Origin of the sequence: Phormidium pseudopriestleyi FRX01 (assembly GCF_017313335.1) — a bacterium.
GTDB lineage: Bacteria > Cyanobacteriota > Cyanobacteriia > Cyanobacteriales > Laspinemataceae > Laspinema > Laspinema pseudopriestleyi.
In genome coordinates this window covers 1-23,512 of the sequence record NZ_JAFLQW010000036.1, presented here as the reverse complement: position 1 = coordinate 23,512, position 23,512 = coordinate 1, and the positions used below count along the sequence as shown (strand labels likewise).

Genomic DNA, 23,512 nt, shown 5'->3' with positions numbered 1-23,512 from the left:
TCATTAAAGGTCGAAGCAATCTCTGCTAGAACCAAAGGCGGATTGCTATTATAATAGGACTGAGCATCATCAATCCAAGCAAAATGTAATCCATGACCCATTTCATGAGCCAGGGTAAACAAAGAATTGTAATCGTCCGTGTAAGAGAGTAATAAATAACTGTGTTTACCGTGAGAGTAGGCACAAAATGCACCACCCCGTTTGCCCGGACGAACCTTGGCATCAATCCAATTTTTTAGGAAAAACTCTTCTGCACGCCGCGCATAATTGATATCAAACTCTTGTAAGGCATTGAGTAAGGTTTCTACGCCGGTTTGATATTTTAACGGAGGTAAAGGTTCTTCATCCTCTGTAGTCCAAGGTGCATAGAGGTCACAAATGCGGATTTTCTGACCGAGTGCTTTTCCTTTGAGTTGATAGTAGCGATCGAACAGTTCAAACCGACTCGCCGTCCCGTCCATAATGGCACGGAAAACAGGTTCAGAAACCTCATCAGCTAACAATTGCTTATGCAAAGTGGAGGAATACTGGCGCATCTGACTTTCGATGCGATGATCCTGAGTGACGGTATTCAGAATGAACCCGTAGAGGGAGTTGTGCTGTTTAAGGACATTTCGCACTGAGAGATAGGTATTGTACCGCACTTCCGGCGAGGGATGAAACAACAAAGCACTCAATTCCGCCTCATTGCTGGCACTTTTGCCATCGGGGGTCGTTACGGGTTCATATTCTTGTTCTCCCAAATGTACCGATCGCAATTGGATAAACGCTTGCCGACCCGTGAGACTGTCTTGATTGCGAGTTTGTTCGATTTCTTCTGAAAGGGTGTGAGGACGAAACTCTGCAATCCGATGAAGATAATGGGTGTAACTTGCCAGTTCCGCAGAGGCGAGTAATTGGTTGAAATTCTCTTCAGAAATCTGCTGTAATTCTAGGTCAAAAAACAGCAATTGATTCTCGATCGCTGTTAGAGATTCCATCACATGATCCAGCAGTTGCTTCGCGGACGTATTGCGAGTATCTGCTGAAAAGGTTAGAGAAGGATAGGCATAGACATAACCGGAGATTTGACCGATTTCTTCCAATTCTTGTAAACAATCGGCGATTTGCCCCGGGGTGAGTGCGGCGACATGGCCGCGATAGGTGCGACGAAACCCCGCAGCACGATGCTGCAGGACTTCTAAATCATGGTCGATCTGGGGATCGTCAACCCCTTGGTAAAGGTCTGTTAAGTCCCACTCCTGGGGATTTTCCAATTGAGCGATCGCCGGGGATTGAGGGGTTTGAACCAAAGTAACACTCCTTTGTCAGAGTTTGCTACTTCTATTATGAGGGAAATTTTCCCCATTATCCACACCCGGTCCGGGTACGGCCATCCGAACGGACTCATTTATCCGATCAGGCGATCGGCTTTCGGTGCAGGTCAATTAATCTAAACCCCAGGAATTATCCAGGGTCTTTTTATCCTAAACTTTAACATAAAAAATGGCAATTAACCTGAAAGATTATGCCAATTGACAACTTATGTACTTACGGTTCGCTCATTTATCACAGGGGTCTCGAAAATGGGGGGACATGACAGAATGAATACTATCTGTAGAAGGTAATGGGTCCGGTATAGATTCTAACTGAGTATAAATCTCTGGGGAAAGCATCAAACCTGTTAAAATTTTATGTTGCACGGGAGAAAGTGGGGTAATTTGCCTGATTATAGACCCGGAAACTTCGACGGAAACTAAAGTAATTTCTTTGAAAGTTATCAGCAAAATTACCGAGCTAGGCCCGACGGTTTTTCGCGTTTTATTTCCTGGATAAATTTCCTAAATATTTTCATTATTTTCGCTTAAACTTCGACGCATATCAAATTCTAAAAGAGTTAAGAGTCGCAATCCAATTGAAAGCAATCGAATTAGACCAACAATCTGGTCTTTTCGCTGTAAGTACATAGGAGTTAAAGATAAAGGAGTACCTTTTAACCGAGCCAATCCTCCTTCAATTAAATATTCATCTCGATCAGCCATTACTCCTTGAGTCAAATCCAGTTTTTCTTCCGGTGAATTGGTGGAATAGACTCGCCATCCTACCTGACTTAACTTTTTTTCTAAAGTAATTTCATCAACGGTGACTTTTATAATTACTAACTCTTCTTTGATAATTTGAGACCGTTTACCTCGGCATCCTCTTTTTTGAAGGCTTTTTTTTATGACATCATGCTCAGTTTTCAACAATCCCTCTACTTGATATTTTTCAATAATTCTTGCAGTTTCTAATTGGTAATCATTCAGGGAAGTCAGACGTTTCTTTCCTTGGCGAGCTTGAGTTAATTCCGTCACCTGTATTTGAGCCTGAAGCAGTCGCTCTTTTAAAGATTTTTGGGCGGCTGTAGCCATATTAATAGACCGAATGACTAATTGTCGCTCGTTCCATGTTACTTTTCTTCCCTCTAATGAAGTAGTCTGACTTACTATTATTTCAAACCCTTCAGCGATTTTCCTCCGTTGACCTGAATCATCAGTTTTATCAACTTCTATCAATTCTTTTTCCGATTTTTCTCGGTCTTCTAAATACCTAACTAAAACCGATTCGGGGATTTGAGTAGCAGATAAAGGCACTAAATACCAATCCCTGTTATCTTGGATAAATTCCCGAGTTTCTAGGGCTGCCATTTTGCAATCGCCCACATAAAGTAATTCGGATTTTTTAAAGTTTCTTTGACTTTATTAATAGCGGGGCGGTCCAATGGGTCATCAGCATTATTGCCCGCTAATACTTCGGTTGCTACCGGCATTCCCAATGGGTCTAAAGTTGAAAGTATTATTTTGATTTGGGCTAAATCTGGTCGATGGTCTTTACTATATCCAAATTGAAATAATCCTTGTTCATTGACGCCACAATAGGAAGATGCTGTTGTACTATCTAGCCGTACTCGTTCGGCTTTTAAATCATAAACTTGTCATAGCTGTCCCCCCAATTCTTGCTCAAACTTTTGCCAAGCTGTATCTTTACTCAAGTATCGCAGAACCGCTTGTAATCGGTCATCACTATAGTCTAAGGCTCTCATGGATAGCCCAGTACAAATACTTAATGTCTCTAGCCGTTTTTCTACCCAAGGCTGAACGTGACTGAGGCAATGGTCTGCTTTTGATAAAATGTAACTCAACCATACTATTGATACCCACCCCAGGCTCATCCCCTGCCAGTTGCCATGAGTATCGAAGTGTTTATCTAAGTGTTTATCTAATAGTTGTGGGACTCCCATCCGCTCCAGTTGGGCCAGTAGTACGGGATGTCGTCCACTCTTTCGGTGTTTACTTCAACGCTGTTGTTGATACTCTATACCCTATAGAGGGCTTAATGTTTCAGCTACCCCTCTCCATCAGAGGACTCGGATCTGTTTGTAACTAGCGAATGTATTCTACCTGGTTTCCAGCCACGAACTGCTGCATCTTTCCTGATTCTAGGACAGTCTCCCTCCTTAACCATTAGCCATCTTTCGAGGGACCTGGGGTGGTTTTCTTTCCGGGAGATAGGGCTATATTCCCAATTTCTTTTACTTTTAAAAAAATGAGCGAACCGTAAGATATAAGCCGTAAAAAATCTCTATTTTTTGGATAACCGCTATATTTTGGCTTGAGAAATCAGAAATGAAGATGCTCATCAACAGGTAGCACGGAATTGGGCTAATTTAGCCACCCATTTAAACCCCGGATAGTCACGATTACTTACATTTTCGATGAAGTTGTTACATTTTTTAGCATTCAAAATTTTCATTTTAAAGCAGTTGAAGTCGGGATTATTTTGTTGAAGAATTCCGACATAGAGCTAATCGAGATTGCTAAAAATTTGTTTAGTCAAGGATGGCAATATTTCAAAAGACATCAAGATAAATCTTATTCTTTCACTGATTGTTTATCATTTGTTGTTATGCAGGAACGAGAGATTGTTACAGCTTTAACCTTAGATCATCATTTTGTCCAAGCTGGATTTCAAATCTGCCCCTCCTAACTTCACCGAGGCGATCGCGATTTCAAACTTCGGCTATAACCATTTCGTTGCCCTCTGAAGTCGGGCCATCCTGTCTCTGGATGGGACAACAGAGCCGCATAAAAAGCCCAAACCCTCGCGGACTCAGGATTTTCATGATTTTTACCGGAATCGCCAGTGGGAGGTTTTTTGTGGGGAGGTTTCATGGTATGGTTTGGATCAGTAAAAATCAGCGTACCCAGTCTAAACGACCTACTCATTCTCCAGAGCTAATCATGTCCCTGTTCGTCAGTGTTTCTCGGTCTAGGTTTCAGCTAACTTGTCCACCGTAAGCGGTGGCGATGCTCTGCAATGGATGCTCGAACCTAGACGGTTACGGCACAGTGGGATATGGATTAACAGCGTTTGAGGCTAAAAATTATGCGGATTAATCGGACTTGAGTCAGTTTGATTCTGACTATTTTTACTGAGGAATTAATCCGCAATTATTTTGATGATGTTAGGGGAGGAAACTTGAACAGTCGCAGACTCAGACAGGAGTGGTTTTCCAATGTGCGCGCTGATTTGTTGGCGGGTGCAGTGGTGGGTTTGGCTTTGATTCCCGAGGCGATCGCCTTTTCAATTATTGCTGGGGTTGATCCAAAAGTCGGACTCTATGCCTCCTTTATTATTGCCGTGATGACGGCCTTTTTGGGGGGGAGACCCGGGTCGATTTCAGCAGCGACGGGGCGATGGCATTGCTGATGATTGATTTGGTCAAGGATCATGGATTACCCTATTTATTGGCGGCTACGTTGCTAACGGGAATTCTGCAAGTTGTGTTTGGTTTCCTCAAGCTGGGACGGCAGATGAAATACGTTCCCCGGGCGGTGACAATTGGCTATATTAATGCCTTAGCAGTGTTAATTTTCCTGGCTCAGTTGCCACAATTGACGGATGTTCCTGTGGCAGTTTATGTGCTGACGGGTCTGTCTTTGGCGATTATTTATATCCTGCCTCGGTTTACGAAAGCGGTGCCTTCTCCATTGGTGGCGTTGGCGGTGATGACGATCGCCGCGATCGCCCTCAAATTAGAAGTCCCTAGGGTCGGGGATATGGGAGAATTACCCACCGCCTTACCCTTCTTTGCACTGCCACAAGTTCCGCTGACTTTAGAAACCTTGCAGATTATTTTACCCTATTCCTTAACCTTGGCAATTGTCGGTTTATTGGCCTCATTTCTCACTGCTTCCTTGGTGGATGAACTGACCGATACGCCTAGGGATAAAAACCAAGAAGCCAAAGGACAAGGAATTGCCAATATTGTCACCAGTTTTTTTGGCGGGATGGCCGGATGTGGGATGATTGGACAATCGGTGATTAATATCCAATCCGGGGGACGAGGACGGTTATCAACTCTCGCTTCCGGAGTGTTTCTGTTATTTGCCATTCTGGTATTGCAAGATTGGGTCAAGCAGATGCCAATGGCGACTTTGGTTGCCGTAATGATTATGGTGGCTATTGGGACATTTCGTTGGTCATCGTTCAAAAATATTCCTCGGATTCCTCGCCGTGAAACCGCTGTGATGTTGACCACCATGTTCGTGACAATTTTCACTAAGAATTTTGCCCTGGGGGTGGTGACTGGAATTGTTATGAGTACGGTTTTCTTCTCCCGCAAAATTGCCGATTTAGTCTTTGTGGATAAGGTTCTCAGTAACGATGGAACGCACCGGATTTATAAAGTTGCCGGACAAATTTTCTTTTTATCCAAGGAAGACTTTCTGGCAGCATTTGATTTTAATGAACTGGTCGATCGCGTCACGGTAGATTTGACTCACGCCAATCTCTGGGACCAAGGATCGGTGGAAATGCTGGATAAGATCGTGATTAAATTCCGCCGCAATGGGACTGAGGTGGAATTAGTCGGGTTAAATCAAGCCAGTGCAACTTTGTATGATAAATTGGCGACCTACAAACAACCGGATCTATCGCCCAAATCTGACCAATGGAAAGAACAGAACGACGCCGAATATCCATCCCATCATTCCCAGTAACATAACATGAAAAAGATTTTGATTTGCACTGATGGATCGCCCTTTGCGGAAACCATCTATCGGTATAGCGCCTAGGTTGCTACCAAACTAGAGGCAGAAATTGATGTATTGTGCGTGACGGATATTCGTAGCCAACAGGTGGTTTCGACCGGAAATTTTAGCGGAAGTATTGGGATTGATGCTTCGGAAAATTTGCTGAATCGCTTGGTGGAGTTGGAACATGAAAAAGCTAAAATCAACCACCAACGGGCAAAGCTAATTTTACAAACTGCTGCGAGTCATCTCAAATCGGAAGGAGTCGATCGCATCAACCTGATCCATAAAACCGGCTTTTTGGTGGATTGCTTGGATGAGTTTGAGGCGAGTTCTGATTTAATTGTTCTGGGGAAACGAGGGGAAGCGGCGAATTTTGCTTCGAGTCATTTAGGGGCTAATTTAGAACGGATTGTCCGAAGTAGTCGGAAGCCTTGCCTGGTGGTTCCCCTGGAATATCAACCGATTGACCGGGTATTGTTGGCCTATGATGGCAGTTCCACAGGGAAAAAATGCTGCAATTTATCCGAGAATCTCGGTTATTTCAGGGGGTAAATCTGCATATTGTGAAGGTTGCTAAAAGTGAGGACAGTCCCACAGCAAATCCAAGATTGCAGGAAGCAGAACAAGCCTTGCAAGGGTCTGGATTTAACCAGGTCTTTAGCCAGTTAGAAGGGGAACCGGAAAAGGCGATCGCCTCCTATATTACTGAACAAAATATCAGCTTTTTACTCATGAGTGCCTATGGTCATAGTCGGATTCGTCATTTAGTCATCGGCAGTACCACGGCCCAACTGTTGAGAAGTAGCAATATTCCTGTATTGTTATTTCGTTAGTCTAATTGGGATAAAATTAGGGTCATTTTTGAATCGAGGAAATTTTTTTATGCAGATAATCAATACCATCCATTTTCGTAACCTCAAAGGCGATATTTTTGGGGGTTTAACCGCTGCGGTGGTGGCCTTACCTATGTCCCTTGCTTTCGGAATTGCTTCAGGGGCTGGTGCTTCTGCCGGGTTATGGGGGGCGATATTAGTCGGATTTTTCGCCGCTTTATTTGGCGGTACTCCCAGTTTAATTTCCGAACCCACGGGACCGATGACGGTGATTGTTACCGCAGTCATTGCCGAATTGATGGCAAAGGACCAAGAAACTGGTCTGGCAATGGCTTTTACCGTCATCATGATGGCGGGAATTTTTCAAATTCTGTTTGGCGTCTTGCGATTAGGGAAGTATATTACGATGCTTCCTTATAACGTGATTTCCGGTTTTATGACAGGAATTGGCGTGATTTTAATTTTTCTCCAAATTGCCCCATTTATCGGGCAGCAAACACCACAAGGTGGGGTGATTGGGGTAATCCAGAATTTTCCAAACCTGATTGCTAATATTAATCCCTGGGAAACGATTTTAGGGGCGACCACCCTAGTAATTCTATTCTTTTACCCGCGTAAACTGGAACGGTTTATGCCGCCACAATTAGTGGCTTTAGTGATTGGGACGGCCATTTCTTTGATTTTCTTTCGAGGGATGGAGATTCGCACGATCGCCACGATTGGAGAAATTACCCCGGGATTACCTCAACTCCAGATGCCAACCTTTACTGCGGACAATTTGCGGTTAATGTTTGTGAATGCAATGGTGTTGGGGATGGTGGGTTCGATTGATTGTCTGTTAACTTGTTTGGTTTCAGATAGTTTGACCCGGACGGAACATAAATCAAATAAAGAGTTAATTGGTCAAGGGGTTGCAAATTTAATTACGGGATTATGTGGAGGAATTGCCGGTTCTGGGGCGACTACCGCAACGGTAGTGAGTATTGAAGCGGGAGGACGAACCGCTTTAGCCGGAATTAGTCGGGCGTTAGTGCTGTTGATTGTGGTGTTATGGGCGGCCCCGTTAACTTCAGGAATTCCCTTAGCGGTGTTAGCGGGAATTGTCCTCAAGGTAGGGATTAATATTATTGATTGGGGTTTTCTGAAGCGGGTTCATAAAATCTCATGGAAAGCTGCGGGTATTGTTTATAGTGTTGTGTTACTCACGGTTTTTGTCGATTTAATGGTCGCGGTGGCAGTTGGGGTGTTTATCGCTAATATTTTGACGATTGAGCGCTTGGATGAACTGCAATCTCAATCGGTGAAGGCGATTACCGATGCCGATGACCAAATTGTGTTGACGGAGGAGGAAAAACAGGTTTTAGATTTAGCGAATGGGCGAGTGTTACTGTTCCATTTGAGTGGACCGATGATTTTTGGGGTGGCGAAAGCGATCGCCCGGGAACATCATGCGATCGCCAATTATGATGTGCTGATTGTGGATTTGGAAGAAGTGCCGATTTTAGGGGTAACTTCTTCCCTAGCGATTGAAAATGCCATTCAAGAGGCGATCGATGCGGGACGGGATGTAATCGTGGTGGGGGCAACGGGTAAGGTGAAGCGACGCTTAGAAAAATTTGGGATTGCTGGGTTGATTCCCGGGAACCACTGGATGGACGATCGCCCGACTGCCCTCAAGGAAGGGTTATCAATGGTTCGGCAAAAACAAAGCATTAGCTATAATGAACTTCAGCAACCCTTTTCACCCATTTCTGACTCCTAACCCTGAACACCATTTGAGGAACGAATGTCATGCAACTAGAGATGCAACCGGAACAAACACAGAGTAATTCCCCAGACGATCACCTCAATTGGGAAGTGAATCGTCGGCGGAATTTTGCCATTATTTCTCACCCTGACGCCGGTAAAACCACCCTGACTGAAAAACTTTTGCTGTATGGAGGGGCAATCCAAGAAGCGGGGGCCGTTAAAGCAAAACGGGCGCAACGTAGCGCCACCTCGGACTGGATGGCAATGGAACAACAGCGGGGAATTTCGATTACCTCAACGGTTCTGCAATTCCAGTATCAAAAACACTTACTGAACCTATTGGATACCCCTGGGCACCAAGATTTTAGTGAAGATACTTATCGGACTTTGGCAGCAGCAGATAATGCGGTGATGCTGATTGATGCTGCTAAAGGTTTGGAAACACAAACCCGGAAACTGTTTGAAGTCTGCCGGATGCGACAACTGCCGATTTTCACCTTCATTAATAAACTAGATCGCCCCAGTTTATCGCCCCTGGAGTTGATTGATGAAATTGAGCAGGAACTCGGGTTAAGCACCTATGTGGTGAATTGGCCGATTGGGACGGGCGATCGCTTCCGGGGTGTGGTCGATCGCCGTGAACAGAAAATTCACCTGTTTGAAAAAAGTGCCTCCCAGGGTAGCAAGAAAGCGACCGATACAGTCATTCCCATCGGTGACCCTCGCCTGGAATCATTGCTGGAACCGGATTTATATCAACAGCTTCAAGATGATTTAGAACTGCTGGATGGAGTCAGTCCGGAACTAGATTTAGAGGCGATTCATCAAGGTCAATTGACCCCCGTCTTCTTTGGTAGCGCCATGAATAACTTTGGGGTCGAGTTATTTTTAGAGGCGTTTTTAGACTATGCGATCGCCCCGGCCCCCCATGAAAGTGATCAGGGAGAAATTTCCCCAACCTATCCCGAATTTTCTGGATTTGTCTTCAAATTGCAGGCGAACATGGACCCCAAACATCGCGATCGCGTTGCCTTTTTACGAGTCTGTTCCGGTCAGTTTGAAAAAGACATGGTGGTGACCCATACTCGCACCGGCAAGACCATTCGCCTCTCCCGTCCGCAAAAACTATTTGCCCAGGACCGGGAAACCGTAGAAGTCGCCTATGCCGGTGATGTAGTAGGATTAAATAACCCAGGTAGCTTTGCGATCGGGGACACGGTTTGCATGGGAAAACCGATTCGATATCCGGAAATCCCCTCCTTTTCCCCAGAACTGTTTGCCTTCCTCAAAAATGCTGACCCGACAAAGTACAAAAACTTCAATAAAGGAGTCTCAGAATTGCAAGAAGAAGGGGCAGTTCAAATCCTCAACTCTACCGATGAAAGTAAGCGCGACCCCATTTTAGCCGCCGTTGGACAACTCCAGTTTGAAGTCGTGCAATTCCGGTTAATCAATGAATATGGGGTGGAAACTCGACTGGAAATCTTACCCTATTCCGTCGCCCGATGGGTGGTCGGAGGTTGGGAAACCTTGGAAAAAGTCGGTCGGCTGTTTAATACCTTTATTGCCAAAGACCGCTGGGACCGGCCAGTTTTGCTGTTTAATAATCAATGGAATTTGGACCAAAACTTAGCCGATCATCCTGAACTCAAAGTCAGTCCGATCGCCCTTCCTCCCTCCTAATCAATGAACGGGTTAAAAGGGGCGTCAGATGGTCAAGTGATTACTTTGATGCTCCCCCTGACCCATCCGTTCTCTACCCTTCTGATTTTATCCGATTTACTTTAAGCTCATGACTTACTACATCGCCCCTAGATTTCTCAATAAACTCGCGGTCCATATTACCAAAAACTTCCTGGATTTACCGGGTATTAACGCCCCGCTACTTTTAGGAATTCATGGTCACAAAGGAGAAGGAAAATCCTTCCAATGTGAATTAGTTTTTCAACGAATGAAAGTCCAAGCGATTCATCTATCCGCTGGGGAATTAGAAAGCCCGGATGCGGGGGACCCCTCTAGGTTGGTGCGCTTTCGGTATCGAGAAGCAGCGGATATTATTACCAAACATGGCAAATTAGCCGTGTTAATGATTAATGATATTGATGCCGGTGCAGGACGAGTGGATAGCGGAACCCAATATACCGTTAATACGCAATTAGTCAATGCCACATTGATGAATATTGCTGATAATCCTACTAATGTTCAGCTTCCCGGTAGCTACGATAGTGAACCTTTACCTCGGGTGCCAATTATTGTCACCGGGAATGACTTTGGGACCTTGTATGCACCCTTGGTTCGTGATGGACGCATGGATAAGTTTTATTGGGAACCGAATTCAGAGGACCGCCTAGAAATTGTCAATGGAATTTTTACCCCCGATGGACTGAACCGTCCGCAAATTGAACAACTGGTTGCTCACTTTGAGGGTCAATCTATTGACTTTTTTAGCGCATTGCGAGCCAGTATTTACGATGAGCAAATTTTGGCCTTTATTGAACAAACCGGATTTGATAAAATTGGTCTAAAAGTTGCCAATAGCGCGGAAAAGCATAGCTTTGTTAAACCCAATTTTCGCCTGGAACACCTGATAGAAAAAGGGGAAGAAATGGTGAAGGAACAGCAACATATTCAAGAGTTGCGATTGGTTGCTGCTTATAACCGTTCTTTGGCAGAAAGTCACACGGCACAACGGTATGGGTTTATGCCGGGACAACCCCCTACCTCGGGGAATGGAATCCGTCAGGAAAATACGGGTTCTAACTCTCAACCAACAGCATCCAACGGTGCTCCCTCGGCGCAGGTATCTCGCCCTCACAATAAACCTCAATCTGCTACTGCCACTTTAGACTCGGATGCTGTGAAACAAATCCGACAGTTAGTATCACAAGGTTATCCGATTGGCATTGAACACGTCGATCGCCGTCGGTTTAGAACCGGGTCCTGGCAAAGTTGCGGATGCATTCAAACTGGGAATGAATCCGAGGCGATCGCCTCCTTAGAATCTTGTTTAGCGAACTATAGCGGGGAATATGTTCGCCTATTTGGAATTGATGGAAATAAGCGTCGAGTCATGGAAACCATCATTCACCGTCCTGATTCGTAACGGAGTTATACAAAACCTTGCTCCAATCTATTAAAAAGGACAGATTGGAGCAATAATTGGTTTTTTCACATTCCGCTAGATTTGATTGCAGTCAGGGTCAGAATATTGGGAACTCTCGAAAAAAGGGTGTCATCAATGTAACTAATTTTTTATCTCAACATCAATAATAATTCAAATATTTATGTTAAAAAAATCCGCCTAAAAAACTTTAAGAATTTTCAAGATGCCGAGCTCATTCTCGGTCCTTTTACACTGTTAATCGGGACTAATGCCTCTGGAAAAAGTAATCTTAGAGATGCTTTGCGGTTTTTGCACGGCATTTCTCGCGGCTATAATCTCGCCGAAATCATGGGCGAAAAATATGTAGAGGGCGGGTTTTTACAATGGCGCGGCATTCGCGGAGGAACGCGAGAAATTACGTTTCTTAATGCTGAAACTTTTACCTTAGAAGTGGAATTTACGTTTGAATATGAAGAGGAACAGCAAGAAGCTATATATGCCATTACAGTCAATCCAGATTTAAGTGACAGAGGTCCCCGAATTTGTGAAGAAAAACTCCAAATTTAAAATTTCCTGAATCCGGTTTTTGAATCCATTTTAATTAAAGAAGGTTCAGAGGAATATCTCCAAACTAAGACTGATGATGGAAAGTGTTATAAACTAAATTTATCTCCTGACAAACCTGCTGTTTCACAATTCACAGAAATCAACTTTTACAGATTGATATCTTATATGTTTGCTGAGGATTTTGCAGAAGAACACTGGACGTAGTTTGGGTTTTAGCGGGTCAGGATTTACCCCAAGATTATAATTGACAGGTCATTCGCCAAGAAATTAATCCTAAAGAAACTTACTTTTTGCCCTTTTCTCAACATATTAAGGGGTTCAAAAGTATGAGATTAGACTGAAAAATCCGAGGGTAGGCAACGATGAGAAACTGGATTTCTCATCGTTGCCTACCCTGCCTAAACTTGAATTACAGGGTTCTCACTAATTAAACGGTGAAACTTTTATTATTTAAAACACCACTGGCGACATCTTCAATGAGTTGGAGGTGGCGCTTTAGTAACATCGGCATCGCATACCGTTCGATCGCCGTTTCTCGGGCTTTTTTACGAATCTCTGCCATGCGAGTCGGATGATTGAATACTTCATCGACGCGATCGGCGATTTGTTTGGGGGAGAAAAAGTCTACAAGCAATCCATTTTCCCCATCGGTGATCACTTCTCGCACAGGTTGGGTATCGGACCCCAAGACTAAGCAACCTGTGGAGAGGGATTCAATCATGGACCAAGATAAAACAAAGGGTCGCGTGAGATAAATATGAACGTCTGACGCTTGAATGACTTTTAAATATAATCCATAAGGCAAGGACCCGACAAAGTGAACCCGCGTTAAATCTAGGGGAACTTTTTTGAGCATATAGTCTTTGTAGGTTTCACCATTGGGGAGGGATTTGCCGTAGCAAACGCGATCGGAACCGACGACGACGACATGACAATTAGGACGACGTTCCTGAATATAACCCACCGCTTCGATAAATTCTGGAAATCCGCGATAGGGTTCCATTCCTCGCGCGACATAGGTGACGAGTTCATCCACATGGGATAAATCTAGGTTAGGGAGGACTAATTTTGCACCGGGATCGGGTTTGAAATATTCGGTATCGACGCCATCGTGAACGACGGAGAGTTTACTGTGAAATTCTGGGGGAAATTGCGATCGCTGCCAATAGGTGGGAGATACTCCCCAATCACAGGATGCCAAGTCAATTAAAATAGGAGCATTTTTAACTCGAATTCTCGCCACATCATCGGCATTTAAGGGGTCATTGGGGTCAAAATTGGCATCAGATCCGTAGGCATGATAATACCATTCAAAATAGCACATTAAGGGAGTTTCAGGATAGATATCCTTGGCAAATATCGTCGGACCCCAACCGGAATGACCGTAAATCACATCGGGTACAAATCCTTGGGTTTTAAGTTGTTCGGCCATCCGATAAACTGCTTGTCCGTAAATGACGGCACTTTCTAGGGGACGAACATAATGGTGAGTGCCAGGATGGGGGTCTCGACTCGGTTCAAATAAGGCTTTTTTGACTCCAGGAATTACCCACTCAGGGCGTTCATTTTTAGTTCCAAAAACAACTGTGTTGTTAGGATTACTGCCTAATACGGTGGCTAAATGACGAAATTGAGCCGGGAAGTTAGGGTGCAGAAAGAGAATTTGCATGAGTTGTAATTGCAATGGTTATGGTGAACAATAAGGAGGCAAAAATTAAGATTAGGAACAAAAAGTGATAGATAATAAGTGCATTCCCATGAAAGCTGCCCTCACCCTAAATCCCTCTCCCAAAATGGGAGAAGGGGGGTTCCGGGGATGAGGGCCGACTGTCCAAATTGGGATGATTCAACCCCCTTTTGTTCCTAATCTTAAGGGGTTGAAAGTTAAACGAATGGGGCTTTGCAGACCCAAACGCAATCTCGGGGAACGGATTGAGTGTCTTTGACTAGAATTTCATAATTGAGATGGGTGAGAAATTTTTCCATGATGTGATCACTCATCACAGAAAAGGCTGAACCATGCCTTTGTCCCTTTAAATTGAGATGCCATTCACTCAAAAACTTTTGCCAACCTAATTCGCTGATAATGTTGGTATGGTGGAAAATACAGAGGCGATCGCCGCGCAGTAAGGCCGGAATTTGAGTCAAATAATTGAAAATATCGCGAGGTTCCAAATGCACCATTGTATCGTAGCAAAAACAGATATCAACAGAATGGGGTTCGATCGCACTGAGGGTTAGTCCATCGAGTTTGAGATAGCTGACGCGCTCATCCCCAAGGTGCGATCGCGTGGCCTCTAGCATTTTACTAGAAATGTCCGCACAAATTAGCCTTTTGCAGTGTTTGAGCAACAATGCACCGGTTTTGCCACCCCCCACGCCGATTTCTAAAACCCGATGTTCCTGCCCAATATAAGGCTGAATGAAGCGCTGTTCAATCAGGGTTTCATATTCGGCTAGGGTACTCGCAGCACCCGCCCCTTTTCCAATCCATTCATCGCCAATGCGATCGAGTTCGGGATGCAACTCTTGCCAGACCTCGGCGTAAGCATCCCAGGTCCCTTCATAGTCAATACCGTGATTGGTCTTTTCCATTGCAGTGTCGTACAGGTTTGAATTAGACAACATTAAAGCGAACTTTGAGCAGTGATCCTCCACCCGCGTTCTATACCGAGATGATCATCCCCCCGCATTCTTTTACCACATTATGGTGATTTAATCCCAAGAAAAATTGAGGGAAAATTCATCCAAAAGATGCTGGTTGTGCCGCTGAAAATATTGATTCAAGGTGGATTGGAGTCCATCCGGCAGGGTGACATACTCTCCAGCATTGTACTTGGGATAGTCGCCAATTTCCATCGGGGGTAACCCTAAAAATGCCAAAGTTTCAGCGAGGATGGCCGCCGGATTGGCATAAAATGCTTCACTTGAAAGGATTAAGAATTGCTCTTTGGGGAAAAGTTCCATCCAACTGTTGAGTTGATTCGCATAAATTCCCCGGGATAAATAAGTGTAATGTTGATGATTGTAACTATAATAGTTGGGGTCGGCAAACATTTTTTCCACTTCCCCTGCGAGTCTTACTGGTTCTTGGGCGATCGCCTCGGCAAAAGAAAGTGTTTCAAATCCCCACCGCACTTCATGATTATAATGAGACCAAGCTCTCCCTACAGGATTTCTAAGCAACACAATCAGCTTAACCTGGGGAAATAAATCCTTAACCCGCCGGGGAACTAAGGGATGAAATAGATAATAAGGACTCGCTTCTCCCGTCAGCATTTGCTTCTCGGTTTCCTGGGGAGGAAATTGTTGGCGATACCACTCGACTCCTTGATGAAAATTGAGGTCAAAAAAATGAACTTCTTTTTGAGTAGCGGGAAGAATTTGGGGATGTTGAATTAAGTAATTATAGAGAGAGGTTGTCCCCCCTTTTTGGGTTCCGATAATCAAAAAATCTGGCATGGTTGAGTTTAGGTGCGATCGCCAATGACATCGTTTAAGGACTAAAACGCCGGTACAATAGGGTTAGAAACCGGGTTTTTCACCCATTTCCATTTTGTTATTTACCACTGAATCTGGACTAAAAACCCGGTTTCTTGTCCCTGGGAATCTAACACTGTCCCGATGGTTTAGGGCGTCGGTATAGTAGAGGGAATACTCTCTCTCTCCTAGACAAGAGAGGGGTTTTGGAATTAAGGGTATTCCAAAAAATAAATCACTCCTATTCGGTTGTTAAAGGAGTAGGGTGGGCATTGCCCACCTTCTGTTTGGTGGGCATTGCCCACCCTACTTCTCTCCCTCTCCTAGACAAGGGAGGGTTTTTGGAATTAAGGTGATGAATTATCAGGGCTTTTTGGCAAGTAAGTAATTACAAGCGGCTAATTCTTCATTGGTTTTGGGATGTAGAAAAGTGACAAAATCTTGGTTCAAATAGCTGTCCGGATGAGCTAACAATTCCCCAATTTTCATGTCTTTAAACTGTTCAGCAATGGGTTGAGGTAATCCTTGGACATAAGAGTTGAGAAACCAAGTTAAAGCCGCAATGGGTAATCCCGGCAGTTGGACGGTACAATCTAGGGATTCTAATTCGCTAAATATATTTTTGAGACCACTGCTAGTCATGTTATAGTAATGATCCGGATAGCCATGAAAAGGCTGGAGAAAAGGAACCACCGCATAAAGTGTTCCACCGGGTTTGAGAACGCGAGTAATTTCTTTGGCGCATTCAAAAGGGTTTTTAACGTGTTCTAATACCGCCAGGGAAAAGACGGCATCAAATGAATTGGATTTAAACGGAAGTTTTTCCCCAATACTAATTACATCGGTGGTGGGATAATTTACAATATCTAAATTGATGACATTGGGGTAATAGAAATTTCTCAACCCGCAGCCATTATCTAAAATTAATCCATTGGCAAGCTGTTCGATTAACTGGAGGCTAATTGGGTCATAATCATTGGCGGAAATAGCAGCGGTTGATTTAATATTGCCATATTCAGTTAATTGGCGATTTAGGAAGTTATAGTGGTTGGAATTTAGTTGAAATTTTGAACTACAGTCTGGACAAGAGAGAACGGAGTTCTGAACCAAGAGGCGATCGCTTTCGCAGACTGGACATTGCAAAATCGGACGAATTTTTTGCAGTTTGGCTTGTTTCTGCTGCAAAAACTCCTCGCATAACTCTCCAGATACCAACAAATCTATTGGAAAGCGATAGAGTTGTTCATCCATCCAAAACTGAATAAACCAAGAGGTTTCTAGGGTAAGCTGACTGGTTAAAATAAACTCTTGGAACCCGATGGCGGTACGATTGGGATAGGCGGATTCCACATCCGGGCGATCGACTACCGTCAGGGGGTGAACGTCATCGCTTTCATTACAGAGAATGACATCTTCAATCTGACTGGATTCACTCCCCACAATCCAACCACTGACAATCACAAAAGCCGCCGAGATTGCCTCTTTAGACTGAGGAGAATCAATGCAGTATAAGAAAGGCTCAGAGGGCGTTTTTATCTCAGGTATGGGCAAATTTTGTCTGCCCAATAAGGCTTTTGCAAAAGACTTTAACTTTGATGAACTGAACAGTTTTATAGTCATTGAGGTCACTTCCTGATACTCATGGGTTCCCTAATTCAATTATTGCTGGATTAAATCCAGATACTATAATCTTCGCGATCGCGAGTCAAATTCGGACTATAGCATGGGTCATGGGTAATTATCGATTTCCAGCGATTTCGCATATAGTCAATCTCTTTAGAAAACCGAGCAATTTTTTCTGGTGTATCCTCAAATCCCCGACTTTTTGACTCATAATGATACAAAACAACATGAGGCAAATAGAGATTGCGATACCCTTTTTCCAGCATTTTCAAACATAAGTCCACATCATTAAAAGCGATACTCAAATTTTCCTCATTAAACCCTCCCACAGATTCAAAAACTTCCCGACGACACATCAAACAGGCAGCAGTGACGGCAGAATAATTATTAACCGTCTTGAGTTGATAGTAATATCCGGGAACCTGGGACGGAAAATGCTTGTGACTGTGACCCGCAACCCCACCTAATCCAATCACAACTCCCGCGTGTTGAATGCTATCATCAGGGTACAACAACAAAGCCCCAACTGCCCCAATACTAGGGCGTTGTACCTGTTCTACCATTGCGGTCATCCATTCCCCATCCAGCACTTCTGTATCGTTATTTAAAAATAGCAAATACTGGCCTTCAGCTTGGGTAACGGCATAGTTATTAATTTTAGAAAAATTAAAGGGAATGTCGTATTGAATGCAGCGAAATCGGTCCGGTTCTTTCCCTTGCCATTTACTGAATAACTCTAGGGTTTCGGGTTCATCGCTGCCATTATCGATGACCAACACTTGATAATTGGGATAGGTAGTTTTCTCAAAAATTGAGGTGAGGCAGGTGTTGAGAATTGACCCGAAATTGCGGGTGGGAATAATCACCGTAACCCGCTGATAATCCTGGATATGATAGCGCACAATCCAGTGACCTCCGGGGGTGGGGAGGACTCTTCCGGGTTCTCCCCGGCGGACTAATGCTTCGGTGAGGGCTTTTTCGGCGGCATCAACGGCATAGTTTTTAGTTTCTAAGTCGCTGGCGGTGGATTGCGGATGAATGCGCCAGTGGTAGAGAATTTTAGGAATATGATAAATTTTATCGGTTTTTTCAGTAAATCTTAAGACAAAATCGTAGTCCTGGGACCCTTCATAACCGACTCTAAATCCATCAATTTCATTGACGATCGCCCGACGATACAATCCCAGGTGGCAGGTGTACATCCGAGAGAGAAAAGAATCGGGACACCAGTCTGGTTTAAAGAACGGGTCCCGCAGCATATTACTGTCATCAACTTTATCTTCATCGCTATAAATCATATCCGCATCGGGATGCAGATTTAGGCATAAAGCCATTTCATATAAAGCATCGGCATTGAGCATATCATCATGGTCCAACAGGGCAATATAGTCCCCAGTTGCCAAGGCGATCGCTGAATTAGATGCTGCTGAAATATGACCATTTTTCTCGCGAAATACTAACTTAATTCGCTCATCTCGTTCCGCATACTCTTTTAAAATAGGCCAGACATAATCAGCGGTCGAAGCATCATCCGCAATGCAGAGTTCCCAGTAGGGATAAATCTGAGATATCACCGAATCCAGTGCCATTCTCAAATAGAGTTCTGGAGGATTATAAACCGGCATAACGATGCTAATTAACGGCTGATATTGAAACACCTGTAATGTTTGTGCTTTGTGCCGTAAATCTGCTGCCCGAGATGAATTTTGCCCCAACCAAAAATGATAATCGGCATAAGGATGAGTGACTTCCGGCGCACCGGGACCCGGAAGGGGATTCTCATCAAGTTTAAAATAAAGTTTACGAAATAATCTCGCCATAGCATAGCGGACGCCTTGGGTTTTTACTTTTTCGTAAAACCGTTTAGATAACCGCTGGGCGCGGGATAATTTTTCTAGGGTTTTGGACAGAGGATGGTTGAGCATTCGTTCTCGATTTGACCAGGGTGAAGGGGTTTTCAAAACTTGGGATAGGAGAGGAAATAAAGATTAAAAATTTCCTCTAAATTGGAGTAGCATTTTTATGAATTTATGTTCCATCTCTGCATTTTGAACTAACATTAATCATCCCTTAACTGGATCGGTCATCCGGAAAGCTTGTTTTAGCTTAAACCATTGGGTCCGTAATTTCCAGAATTTACTGGTGTGCATGGCTGCAATTTCCAGTTGAGCTTGTTCGAGGGCAGTCTGAGTCTGTAATATCTGGGATTGGAGTTGATGGTGGATGCGATCGCGTTCATGAACTTGGCCCTCCCACTCCGCCTGAATTTGGGCGATCTGCTGTTGGGACTGGTGGGTGAGTTCATCCAGTTGTGCCTGCATCTGGGTCCGGGTTTGTTCGAGTTCCTGCTGTTGGAGTTGAGAAGATCGCACTGCTTCCTCCCGTTCCACCTCAAAATCAGCGCGAGATTGCGCCAACTGCTGCTGTAAGTCTTGGATTTGAGACTCTAACGATCGCTTTTCCCCTTGCGATCGCCCCAGTTCCCCTTGTAATTCCTGAATTTCCTCCTCCAACTGGGCTATTTTTGCCCTCGGGTCCAATGCCTCGGTTTCTTGCCGTTGTCCTCGCAGGACTTGCAACTCGGTTTCTGCTTCTTCCAATTGCGATCGCAAAACCGCTAATTTCACCTCAGTTTTGTTCAGATTTGCAGCGATTTTCTCATTTTTCTCCTGTTCTTCTAACCGTTCGGACTCTTTTTGAGCAAAAATATTAGCAAAATTAGTCGCATATAATCCAATATGCTTGCTACAAATATAGCGAAATAATTCCCGCCGATTCTCCGGTAGGTTACAAGCACTCACCATTGAATTCACCCGAAAGCGATACTCATACATCACCTCAGAAATATGGTGAAATTGCCAGCCTTTCTCGGCAATTCCTAACCAAAAATCCCAATCTTCATAGCCTAACTTTTGGGGAATATGGGAATCATACCCTCCACAGTCCTGCCAAACCATTCTTCTAAAAACCGCACAGGCATCAATATAATTTCCAGCCACGAGGCGATTGATATCAAAATCAGGAACCTCGACAATCCCGGTTTTTTCTCCAAATAATTCCGCATTGCCATAGACCACCCCCACTTCCGGGTGTTCATCTAAAATTTCGATGGATTGGGTAATATAGGCCGGTTTAATTTTATTATCAGCATCTAAGGGTAAAATATAGCGACCCCGGGCTTTTTTGATGCCAGTATTTCGGGCAGCGGCGAGTCCTTGATTGGATTGGTCAATCACCTGATATCCCTTTTCTTGGAGATAAGTCAGCACCTTTTGGGTAACTGGGGAAGTCGAACCATCATTAACAATTAAAATTTCATAAACCTTGTCTTGACAGCTTTCGACACTGGCGATCGCCTCTAAAACAAACTCTCCTTGGTTGTAACAAGGAATAATCACTGATACCGCTATCTTGGACATTGCGTAGTCTGCTGCCGATTCCGACATATTACCCTGATCCTATAATTGGCTTGATTTGAGATTAATGGTTCGGGCGAGTGCCTGTTTCACTTCCGACCATTTTACCTTGAGTTTCCAGAACTTCGATGTTTCCATCCAAGCCATTTGTTCTCGGAGGCGATCGCACTCGGCCTGGAACTCGACCGACTTAGAAGCCGAATTTGCCAGAGTTTCAAGCTGGATTCTACCTTGGACCGCTTCATGATGTAACCAGAGGGGATAAATTTCTAAAGGGAACGAATTCGAGTTCGGCTGTGGGGTAAAATGGCTGGGCAGATCCGCCGTCCAATCCAGTTCTTCTAAAATAGAAAGGTAGGGTAATTCCGGACGTTGGAGAAACCGAACCAAGGGGCACTCATCGGGCAATTGCTGAAACAAATTCGGGTCATAAATGGTTTGGAATGCTGAGTCATCTAACCCCGATTTTACGGGAAGATTTAACTTAGTTTCTAAAAGGTTGACTAATTTAGTCGGTTGTGCTAAAAGCACATTAATATTCACCAATAGACAGCGATCTCGATAGCGGCGATAGAAATCCAAAATATGGCGATTATAATAGGCCCAACTGCGTATGGCATAATCGGGACGCTGGGAAAAAATCCCACTATTTAGACGCAAAATGGAATCCACCACATCCCAGGGGAGACGATACACGAATAAATAACGGGCGTCAGGGAGTAACTCCTGCCAAAAATCGAGCATTAGGGAGGTCCGGGGGTCCTTCCAACCCCAGAGTCCTCCCTGAGTATTTCGCGAGTCAATTAATCCTTGTGCCGTTGCCAAACCCGTTTTAAAGTGGTCAACGTTGAGAGATTCCTGTTCTGTCCAACCCCAATCCGGCCAACCGGAGTCTCCCGGGGGACAACTTTCTTGGAGAAGCGATCGCTGAAACTCCAGAAAATCCAGGTCCTCGAAATACCCCTTCACATTAAAACAGTCTGCTTGATAGAGGCGATCGCCAAGTTCCACCCCGATGACTTTAATCAACGAAGCAATCAGAGAAGTTCCCGAACGGTGCATTCCGGTGACAATCAGAGGCAACGACATGGTTCCTAGTATCTATATCAAGTAAAGGACCTTTACACCCATAACGGTGCAATTAAATCAATTCGATTTGTTTGACCGTTTCCGAAACCTCCGCATCCAGGGCGACAGTGGGTTTAACCAGTAAGTCTACAATGCCGGTGGCGGATAAACTTTGTTCCTGTTGAACCCGAAACATTGCCACATCAATACAGCGAGCTAAATAAGTAAAATCCCCATTGACAATACCCGAAACCCCTGCATTTAAAAAGTAGACGCCGGGATTCAGCAAACATTTAAACCGAAATTTTACAACAACTTTCGTCCCTGCTTCAACCGTTTGCAGAGATTGTTCAGAAAATGAATGGGACGCCCCCCCAAGGTCCAAACCGCTAATTGTTTTCACCAACATCCCACAGCGAATTTGAGAAGCAGCCTCCAAAAATTCCACGGTATAAGTGTAGACATATTCATGACGCCCCACCAGGTTGTTCACTTTTTTTCCCGTAGGTGTCATGATGTGGGGTTCGATAATTTTTGCTCCCCGAGATTCATAATGCAGGGTATTGCTCGGTTGCAGGTCCTCATCATAATAAGCCCGCGCTGCCTGTTCTACAGGACCGTTCGCGGGCATTGCAAATTCACTGGAATGAGGGGTGAACAGTGGCAGCTTTTCTGCCTGTTCTGCTTCATCTTTTTCTTGATTTAATTTGCGAATGTCCTCACATAAAGCCTCTACTTTATGGGTGGGAGAGTAAATCAGTTTTTGATATTTATCTACCACAATTTTGGGCGTATGATAGAGCAGTAATTCCCCATCATGCATGAAAATAGCGGAATCACACAACTCAATAACCATCGCTGCGGCGTGAGAGACAAATAAAATCGTCCCGCCTCGTTCTTGGATGGTTTCAATCCGGGCAAAGCACTTCCGTTGAAAGGCTTCGTCTCCGACTGAAAGAGCTTCATCCACGATTAGAATATCTGGGTCAACGCTGGTGGCGACGGCAAAGGCTAACCGGACAAACATCCCACTGGAGTAGGTTTTGACGGGCTGATCCAGGAAGTCGCCGATATCAGCAAAGGCGACAATTTCATCGAATCTGTTCTCTACTTCTTGTTGAGATAGACCGAGTAATTGAGCATTAAAAAAGACGTTTTGCCGTCCGGTAAATTCCGGATTAAACCCACTGCCGAGTTCTAGGAGGGCGGAAATTCTGCCTTTGACTTCAACTTGGCCGCTGGTGGGAGATAGAGTGCCGACAATGGTTTGTAAGAGGGTACTTTTTCCGGAACCATTGCGACCGACAACGCCGAGGGTTTTGCCTTTAGGAAGTTCGAGGGAGACATCTCGTAATGCCCAGAATTCATCGGATCGGACTTTACCTGGGAGGAGAATTTCTTTGAGGCGATCGGCGGGATGATGATAGCGTTTGAAGCATTTGGAAACATTCTTTAGAGAAATTGCAATTTCACCCATGAGTTTTCTGGTGTATGAAACGGCTGGTTAATTTGTGGAGGAGGGAAGGAGACAAAAGGATGAAGTGGAAGGGAAATATAGCGTTTCTCATGTCCACAAGGTACAGCCCTCACCCCAAACCCCCTTCGACCCTTCGACCC

General features: G+C 44.4%; 21 protein-coding genes. 9 read left to right on the top strand and 12 right to left on the bottom strand.

Going from position 1 to position 23,512, the window contains the following annotated elements:
* From J0895_RS01350 to J0895_RS01340, 4 genes are all read right to left on the bottom strand, one after another.
* Nucleotides 1–1,292, bottom strand: a 1,292-nt coding sequence (locus J0895_RS01350) for a M3 family oligoendopeptidase (RefSeq protein ID WP_207086348.1), incomplete at its 3' end; no start/stop codon positions are given.
* Nucleotides 1,293–1,820: 528 nt separating this feature from the next.
* Entirely contained in the window at nucleotides 1,821–2,666 is an 846-nt protein-coding gene (locus tag J0895_RS01345; RefSeq protein WP_207086347.1) for a hypothetical protein, read from the bottom strand.
* Complete coding sequence (locus J0895_RS26230) at nucleotides 2,654–2,788, bottom strand: hypothetical protein (protein ID WP_277989769.1); 135 nt, start codon at nucleotides 2,786–2,788, stop codon at nucleotides 2,654–2,656. The genes J0895_RS01345 and J0895_RS26230 overlap by 13 nt, the downstream gene beginning before the upstream one ends.
* A 165-nt stretch (nucleotides 2,789–2,953) precedes the next feature.
* Entirely contained in the window at nucleotides 2,954–3,259 is a 306-nt protein-coding gene (locus J0895_RS01340) for a hypothetical protein (RefSeq protein WP_207086346.1), read from the bottom strand.
* A 449-nt stretch (nucleotides 3,260–3,708) separates the two neighbouring features.
* Between J0895_RS01340 and J0895_RS26650 the strand changes: the two genes are divergently transcribed.
* From J0895_RS26650 to J0895_RS01310, 9 genes are all read left to right on the top strand, one after another.
* Nucleotides 3,709–4,005: a type II toxin-antitoxin system VapC family toxin gene (locus tag J0895_RS26650; protein ID WP_340643428.1), complete on the top strand. Its 297-nt coding sequence runs from the start codon at nucleotides 3,709–3,711 to the stop codon at nucleotides 4,003–4,005.
* A gap of 492 nt (nucleotides 4,006–4,497) precedes the next feature.
* Nucleotides 4,498–4,728 (top strand): SulP family inorganic anion transporter, encoded by a 231-nt coding sequence (locus J0895_RS27075; RefSeq protein ID WP_340643427.1) that lies wholly within the window; start codon nucleotides 4,498–4,500, stop codon nucleotides 4,726–4,728.
* The gene (locus J0895_RS26225) at nucleotides 4,716–6,020 is read left to right on the top strand and encodes a SulP family inorganic anion transporter (RefSeq protein WP_340643426.1); all 1,305 of its coding nucleotides are present in this window, start codon (nucleotides 4,716–4,718) and stop codon (nucleotides 6,018–6,020) included. The genes J0895_RS27075 and J0895_RS26225 overlap by 13 nt, the downstream gene beginning before the upstream one ends.
* Nucleotides 6,021–6,134: 114 nt before the next feature.
* Complete coding sequence (locus J0895_RS25575) at nucleotides 6,135–6,608, top strand: universal stress protein (RefSeq protein WP_340643425.1); 474 nt, start codon at nucleotides 6,135–6,137, stop codon at nucleotides 6,606–6,608.
* Complete coding sequence (locus tag J0895_RS25570; RefSeq protein ID WP_242540966.1) at nucleotides 6,566–6,889, top strand: universal stress protein; 324 nt, start codon at nucleotides 6,566–6,568, stop codon at nucleotides 6,887–6,889. The genes J0895_RS25575 and J0895_RS25570 overlap by 43 nt, the downstream gene beginning before the upstream one ends.
* Before the next feature lie 49 nt (nucleotides 6,890–6,938).
* The gene (gene bicA / locus J0895_RS01325) at nucleotides 6,939–8,651 is read left to right on the top strand and encodes a bicarbonate transporter BicA (protein WP_207086345.1); all 1,713 of its coding nucleotides are present in this window, start codon (nucleotides 6,939–6,941) and stop codon (nucleotides 8,649–8,651) included.
* Between the two features lie 41 nt (nucleotides 8,652–8,692).
* On the top strand, nucleotides 8,693–10,321 hold the full coding sequence (prfC, locus tag J0895_RS01320) for a peptide chain release factor 3 (RefSeq protein ID WP_207086351.1): 1,629 nt from the start codon (nucleotides 8,693–8,695) through the stop codon (nucleotides 10,319–10,321).
* A 109-nt stretch (nucleotides 10,322–10,430) separates the two neighbouring features.
* Complete coding sequence (locus J0895_RS01315) at nucleotides 10,431–11,741, top strand: RuBisCO small subunit-like domain-containing protein (protein WP_207086344.1); 1,311 nt, start codon at nucleotides 10,431–10,433, stop codon at nucleotides 11,739–11,741.
* Nucleotides 11,742–11,885: 144 nt separating this feature from the next.
* On the top strand, nucleotides 11,886–12,308 hold the full coding sequence (locus tag J0895_RS01310; RefSeq protein ID WP_207086350.1) for an AAA family ATPase: 423 nt from the start codon (nucleotides 11,886–11,888) through the stop codon (nucleotides 12,306–12,308).
* Between the two features lie 427 nt (nucleotides 12,309–12,735).
* Here J0895_RS01310 and J0895_RS01305 read toward each other — a convergent pair whose 3' ends face one another.
* The 8 genes from J0895_RS01305 to J0895_RS01270 all read right to left on the bottom strand — a co-directional run bounded on the left by J0895_RS01305 (nucleotide 12,736) and on the right by J0895_RS01270 (nucleotide 23,372).
* Nucleotides 12,736–13,977, bottom strand: a complete 1,242-nt coding sequence (locus tag J0895_RS01305; RefSeq protein ID WP_207086343.1) for a glycosyltransferase family 4 protein — start codon at nucleotides 13,975–13,977, stop codon at nucleotides 12,736–12,738.
* 215 nt (nucleotides 13,978–14,192) lie between these two features.
* On the bottom strand, nucleotides 14,193–14,936 hold the full coding sequence (locus J0895_RS01300; RefSeq protein WP_242540965.1) for a class I SAM-dependent methyltransferase: 744 nt from the start codon (nucleotides 14,934–14,936) through the stop codon (nucleotides 14,193–14,195).
* Between the two features lie 87 nt (nucleotides 14,937–15,023).
* On the bottom strand, nucleotides 15,024–15,770 hold the full coding sequence (locus J0895_RS01295; protein WP_207086342.1) for a sulfotransferase domain-containing protein: 747 nt from the start codon (nucleotides 15,768–15,770) through the stop codon (nucleotides 15,024–15,026).
* A gap of 381 nt (nucleotides 15,771–16,151) precedes the next feature.
* A complete protein-coding gene (locus tag J0895_RS01290; RefSeq protein ID WP_207086341.1) occupies nucleotides 16,152–17,408 on the bottom strand; it encodes a class I SAM-dependent methyltransferase in 1,257 nt (418 codons plus the stop codon).
* A gap of 50 nt (nucleotides 17,409–17,458) precedes the next feature.
* The gene (locus J0895_RS01285; RefSeq protein WP_207086340.1) at nucleotides 17,459–19,336 is read right to left on the bottom strand and encodes a glycosyltransferase family 2 protein; all 1,878 of its coding nucleotides are present in this window, start codon (nucleotides 19,334–19,336) and stop codon (nucleotides 17,459–17,461) included.
* Nucleotides 19,337–19,474: 138 nt separating this feature from the next.
* On the bottom strand, nucleotides 19,475–20,830 hold the full coding sequence (locus J0895_RS01280; protein ID WP_242540964.1) for a glycosyltransferase family 2 protein: 1,356 nt from the start codon (nucleotides 20,828–20,830) through the stop codon (nucleotides 19,475–19,477).
* Nucleotides 20,831–20,869: 39 nt separating this feature from the next.
* On the bottom strand, nucleotides 20,870–21,916 hold the full coding sequence (locus J0895_RS01275; protein WP_207086338.1) for a sulfotransferase family protein: 1,047 nt from the start codon (nucleotides 21,914–21,916) through the stop codon (nucleotides 20,870–20,872).
* A 52-nt stretch (nucleotides 21,917–21,968) separates the two neighbouring features.
* Nucleotides 21,969–23,372, bottom strand: a complete 1,404-nt coding sequence (locus J0895_RS01270) for an ABC transporter ATP-binding protein (protein ID WP_207086337.1) — start codon at nucleotides 23,370–23,372, stop codon at nucleotides 21,969–21,971.
* Nucleotides 23,373–23,512 lie beyond the last annotated feature (140 nt).

Excerpts from the sequence above, each read along its gene's own strand:
- J0895_RS01345 (WP_207086347.1), bottom strand. The coding sequence starts at position 2,666 with ATGGCAGCCCTAGAAACTCGGGAATTTATCCAAGATAACAGGGATTGG.
- J0895_RS26230 (WP_277989769.1), bottom strand. The coding sequence starts at position 2,788 with ATGCCGGTAGCAACCGAAGTATTAGCGGGCAATAATGCTGATGACCCA.
- J0895_RS01340 (WP_207086346.1), bottom strand. The coding sequence starts at position 3,259 with ATGGGAGTCCCACAACTATTAGATAAACACTTAGATAAACACTTCGAT.
- J0895_RS26225 (WP_340643426.1), top strand. The coding sequence starts at position 4,716 with ATGGCATTGCTGATGATTGATTTGGTCAAGGATCATGGATTACCCTAT.
- J0895_RS25570 (WP_242540966.1), top strand. The coding sequence starts at position 6,566 with ATGCTGCAATTTATCCGAGAATCTCGGTTATTTCAGGGGGTAAATCTG.
- bicA (WP_207086345.1), top strand. The coding sequence starts at position 6,939 with ATGCAGATAATCAATACCATCCATTTTCGTAACCTCAAAGGCGATATT.
- prfC (WP_207086351.1), top strand. The coding sequence starts at position 8,693 with ATGCAACCGGAACAAACACAGAGTAATTCCCCAGACGATCACCTCAAT.
- J0895_RS01315 (WP_207086344.1), top strand. The coding sequence starts at position 10,431 with ATGACTTACTACATCGCCCCTAGATTTCTCAATAAACTCGCGGTCCAT.
- J0895_RS01305 (WP_207086343.1), bottom strand. The coding sequence starts at position 13,977 with ATGCAAATTCTCTTTCTGCACCCTAACTTCCCGGCTCAATTTCGTCAT.
- J0895_RS01300 (WP_242540965.1), bottom strand. The coding sequence starts at position 14,936 with ATGTTGTCTAATTCAAACCTGTACGACACTGCAATGGAAAAGACCAAT.
- J0895_RS01295 (WP_207086342.1), bottom strand. The coding sequence starts at position 15,770 with ATGCCAGATTTTTTGATTATCGGAACCCAAAAAGGGGGGACAACCTCT.
- J0895_RS01290 (WP_207086341.1), bottom strand. The coding sequence starts at position 17,408 with ATGACTATAAAACTGTTCAGTTCATCAAAGTTAAAGTCTTTTGCAAAA.
- J0895_RS01285 (WP_207086340.1), bottom strand. The coding sequence starts at position 19,336 with ATGCTCAACCATCCTCTGTCCAAAACCCTAGAAAAATTATCCCGCGCC.
- J0895_RS01280 (WP_242540964.1), bottom strand. The coding sequence starts at position 20,830 with ATGTCCAAGATAGCGGTATCAGTGATTATTCCTTGTTACAACCAAGGA.
- J0895_RS01275 (WP_207086338.1), bottom strand. The coding sequence starts at position 21,916 with ATGTCGTTGCCTCTGATTGTCACCGGAATGCACCGTTCGGGAACTTCT.
- J0895_RS01270 (WP_207086337.1), bottom strand. The coding sequence starts at position 23,372 with ATGGGTGAAATTGCAATTTCTCTAAAGAATGTTTCCAAATGCTTCAAA.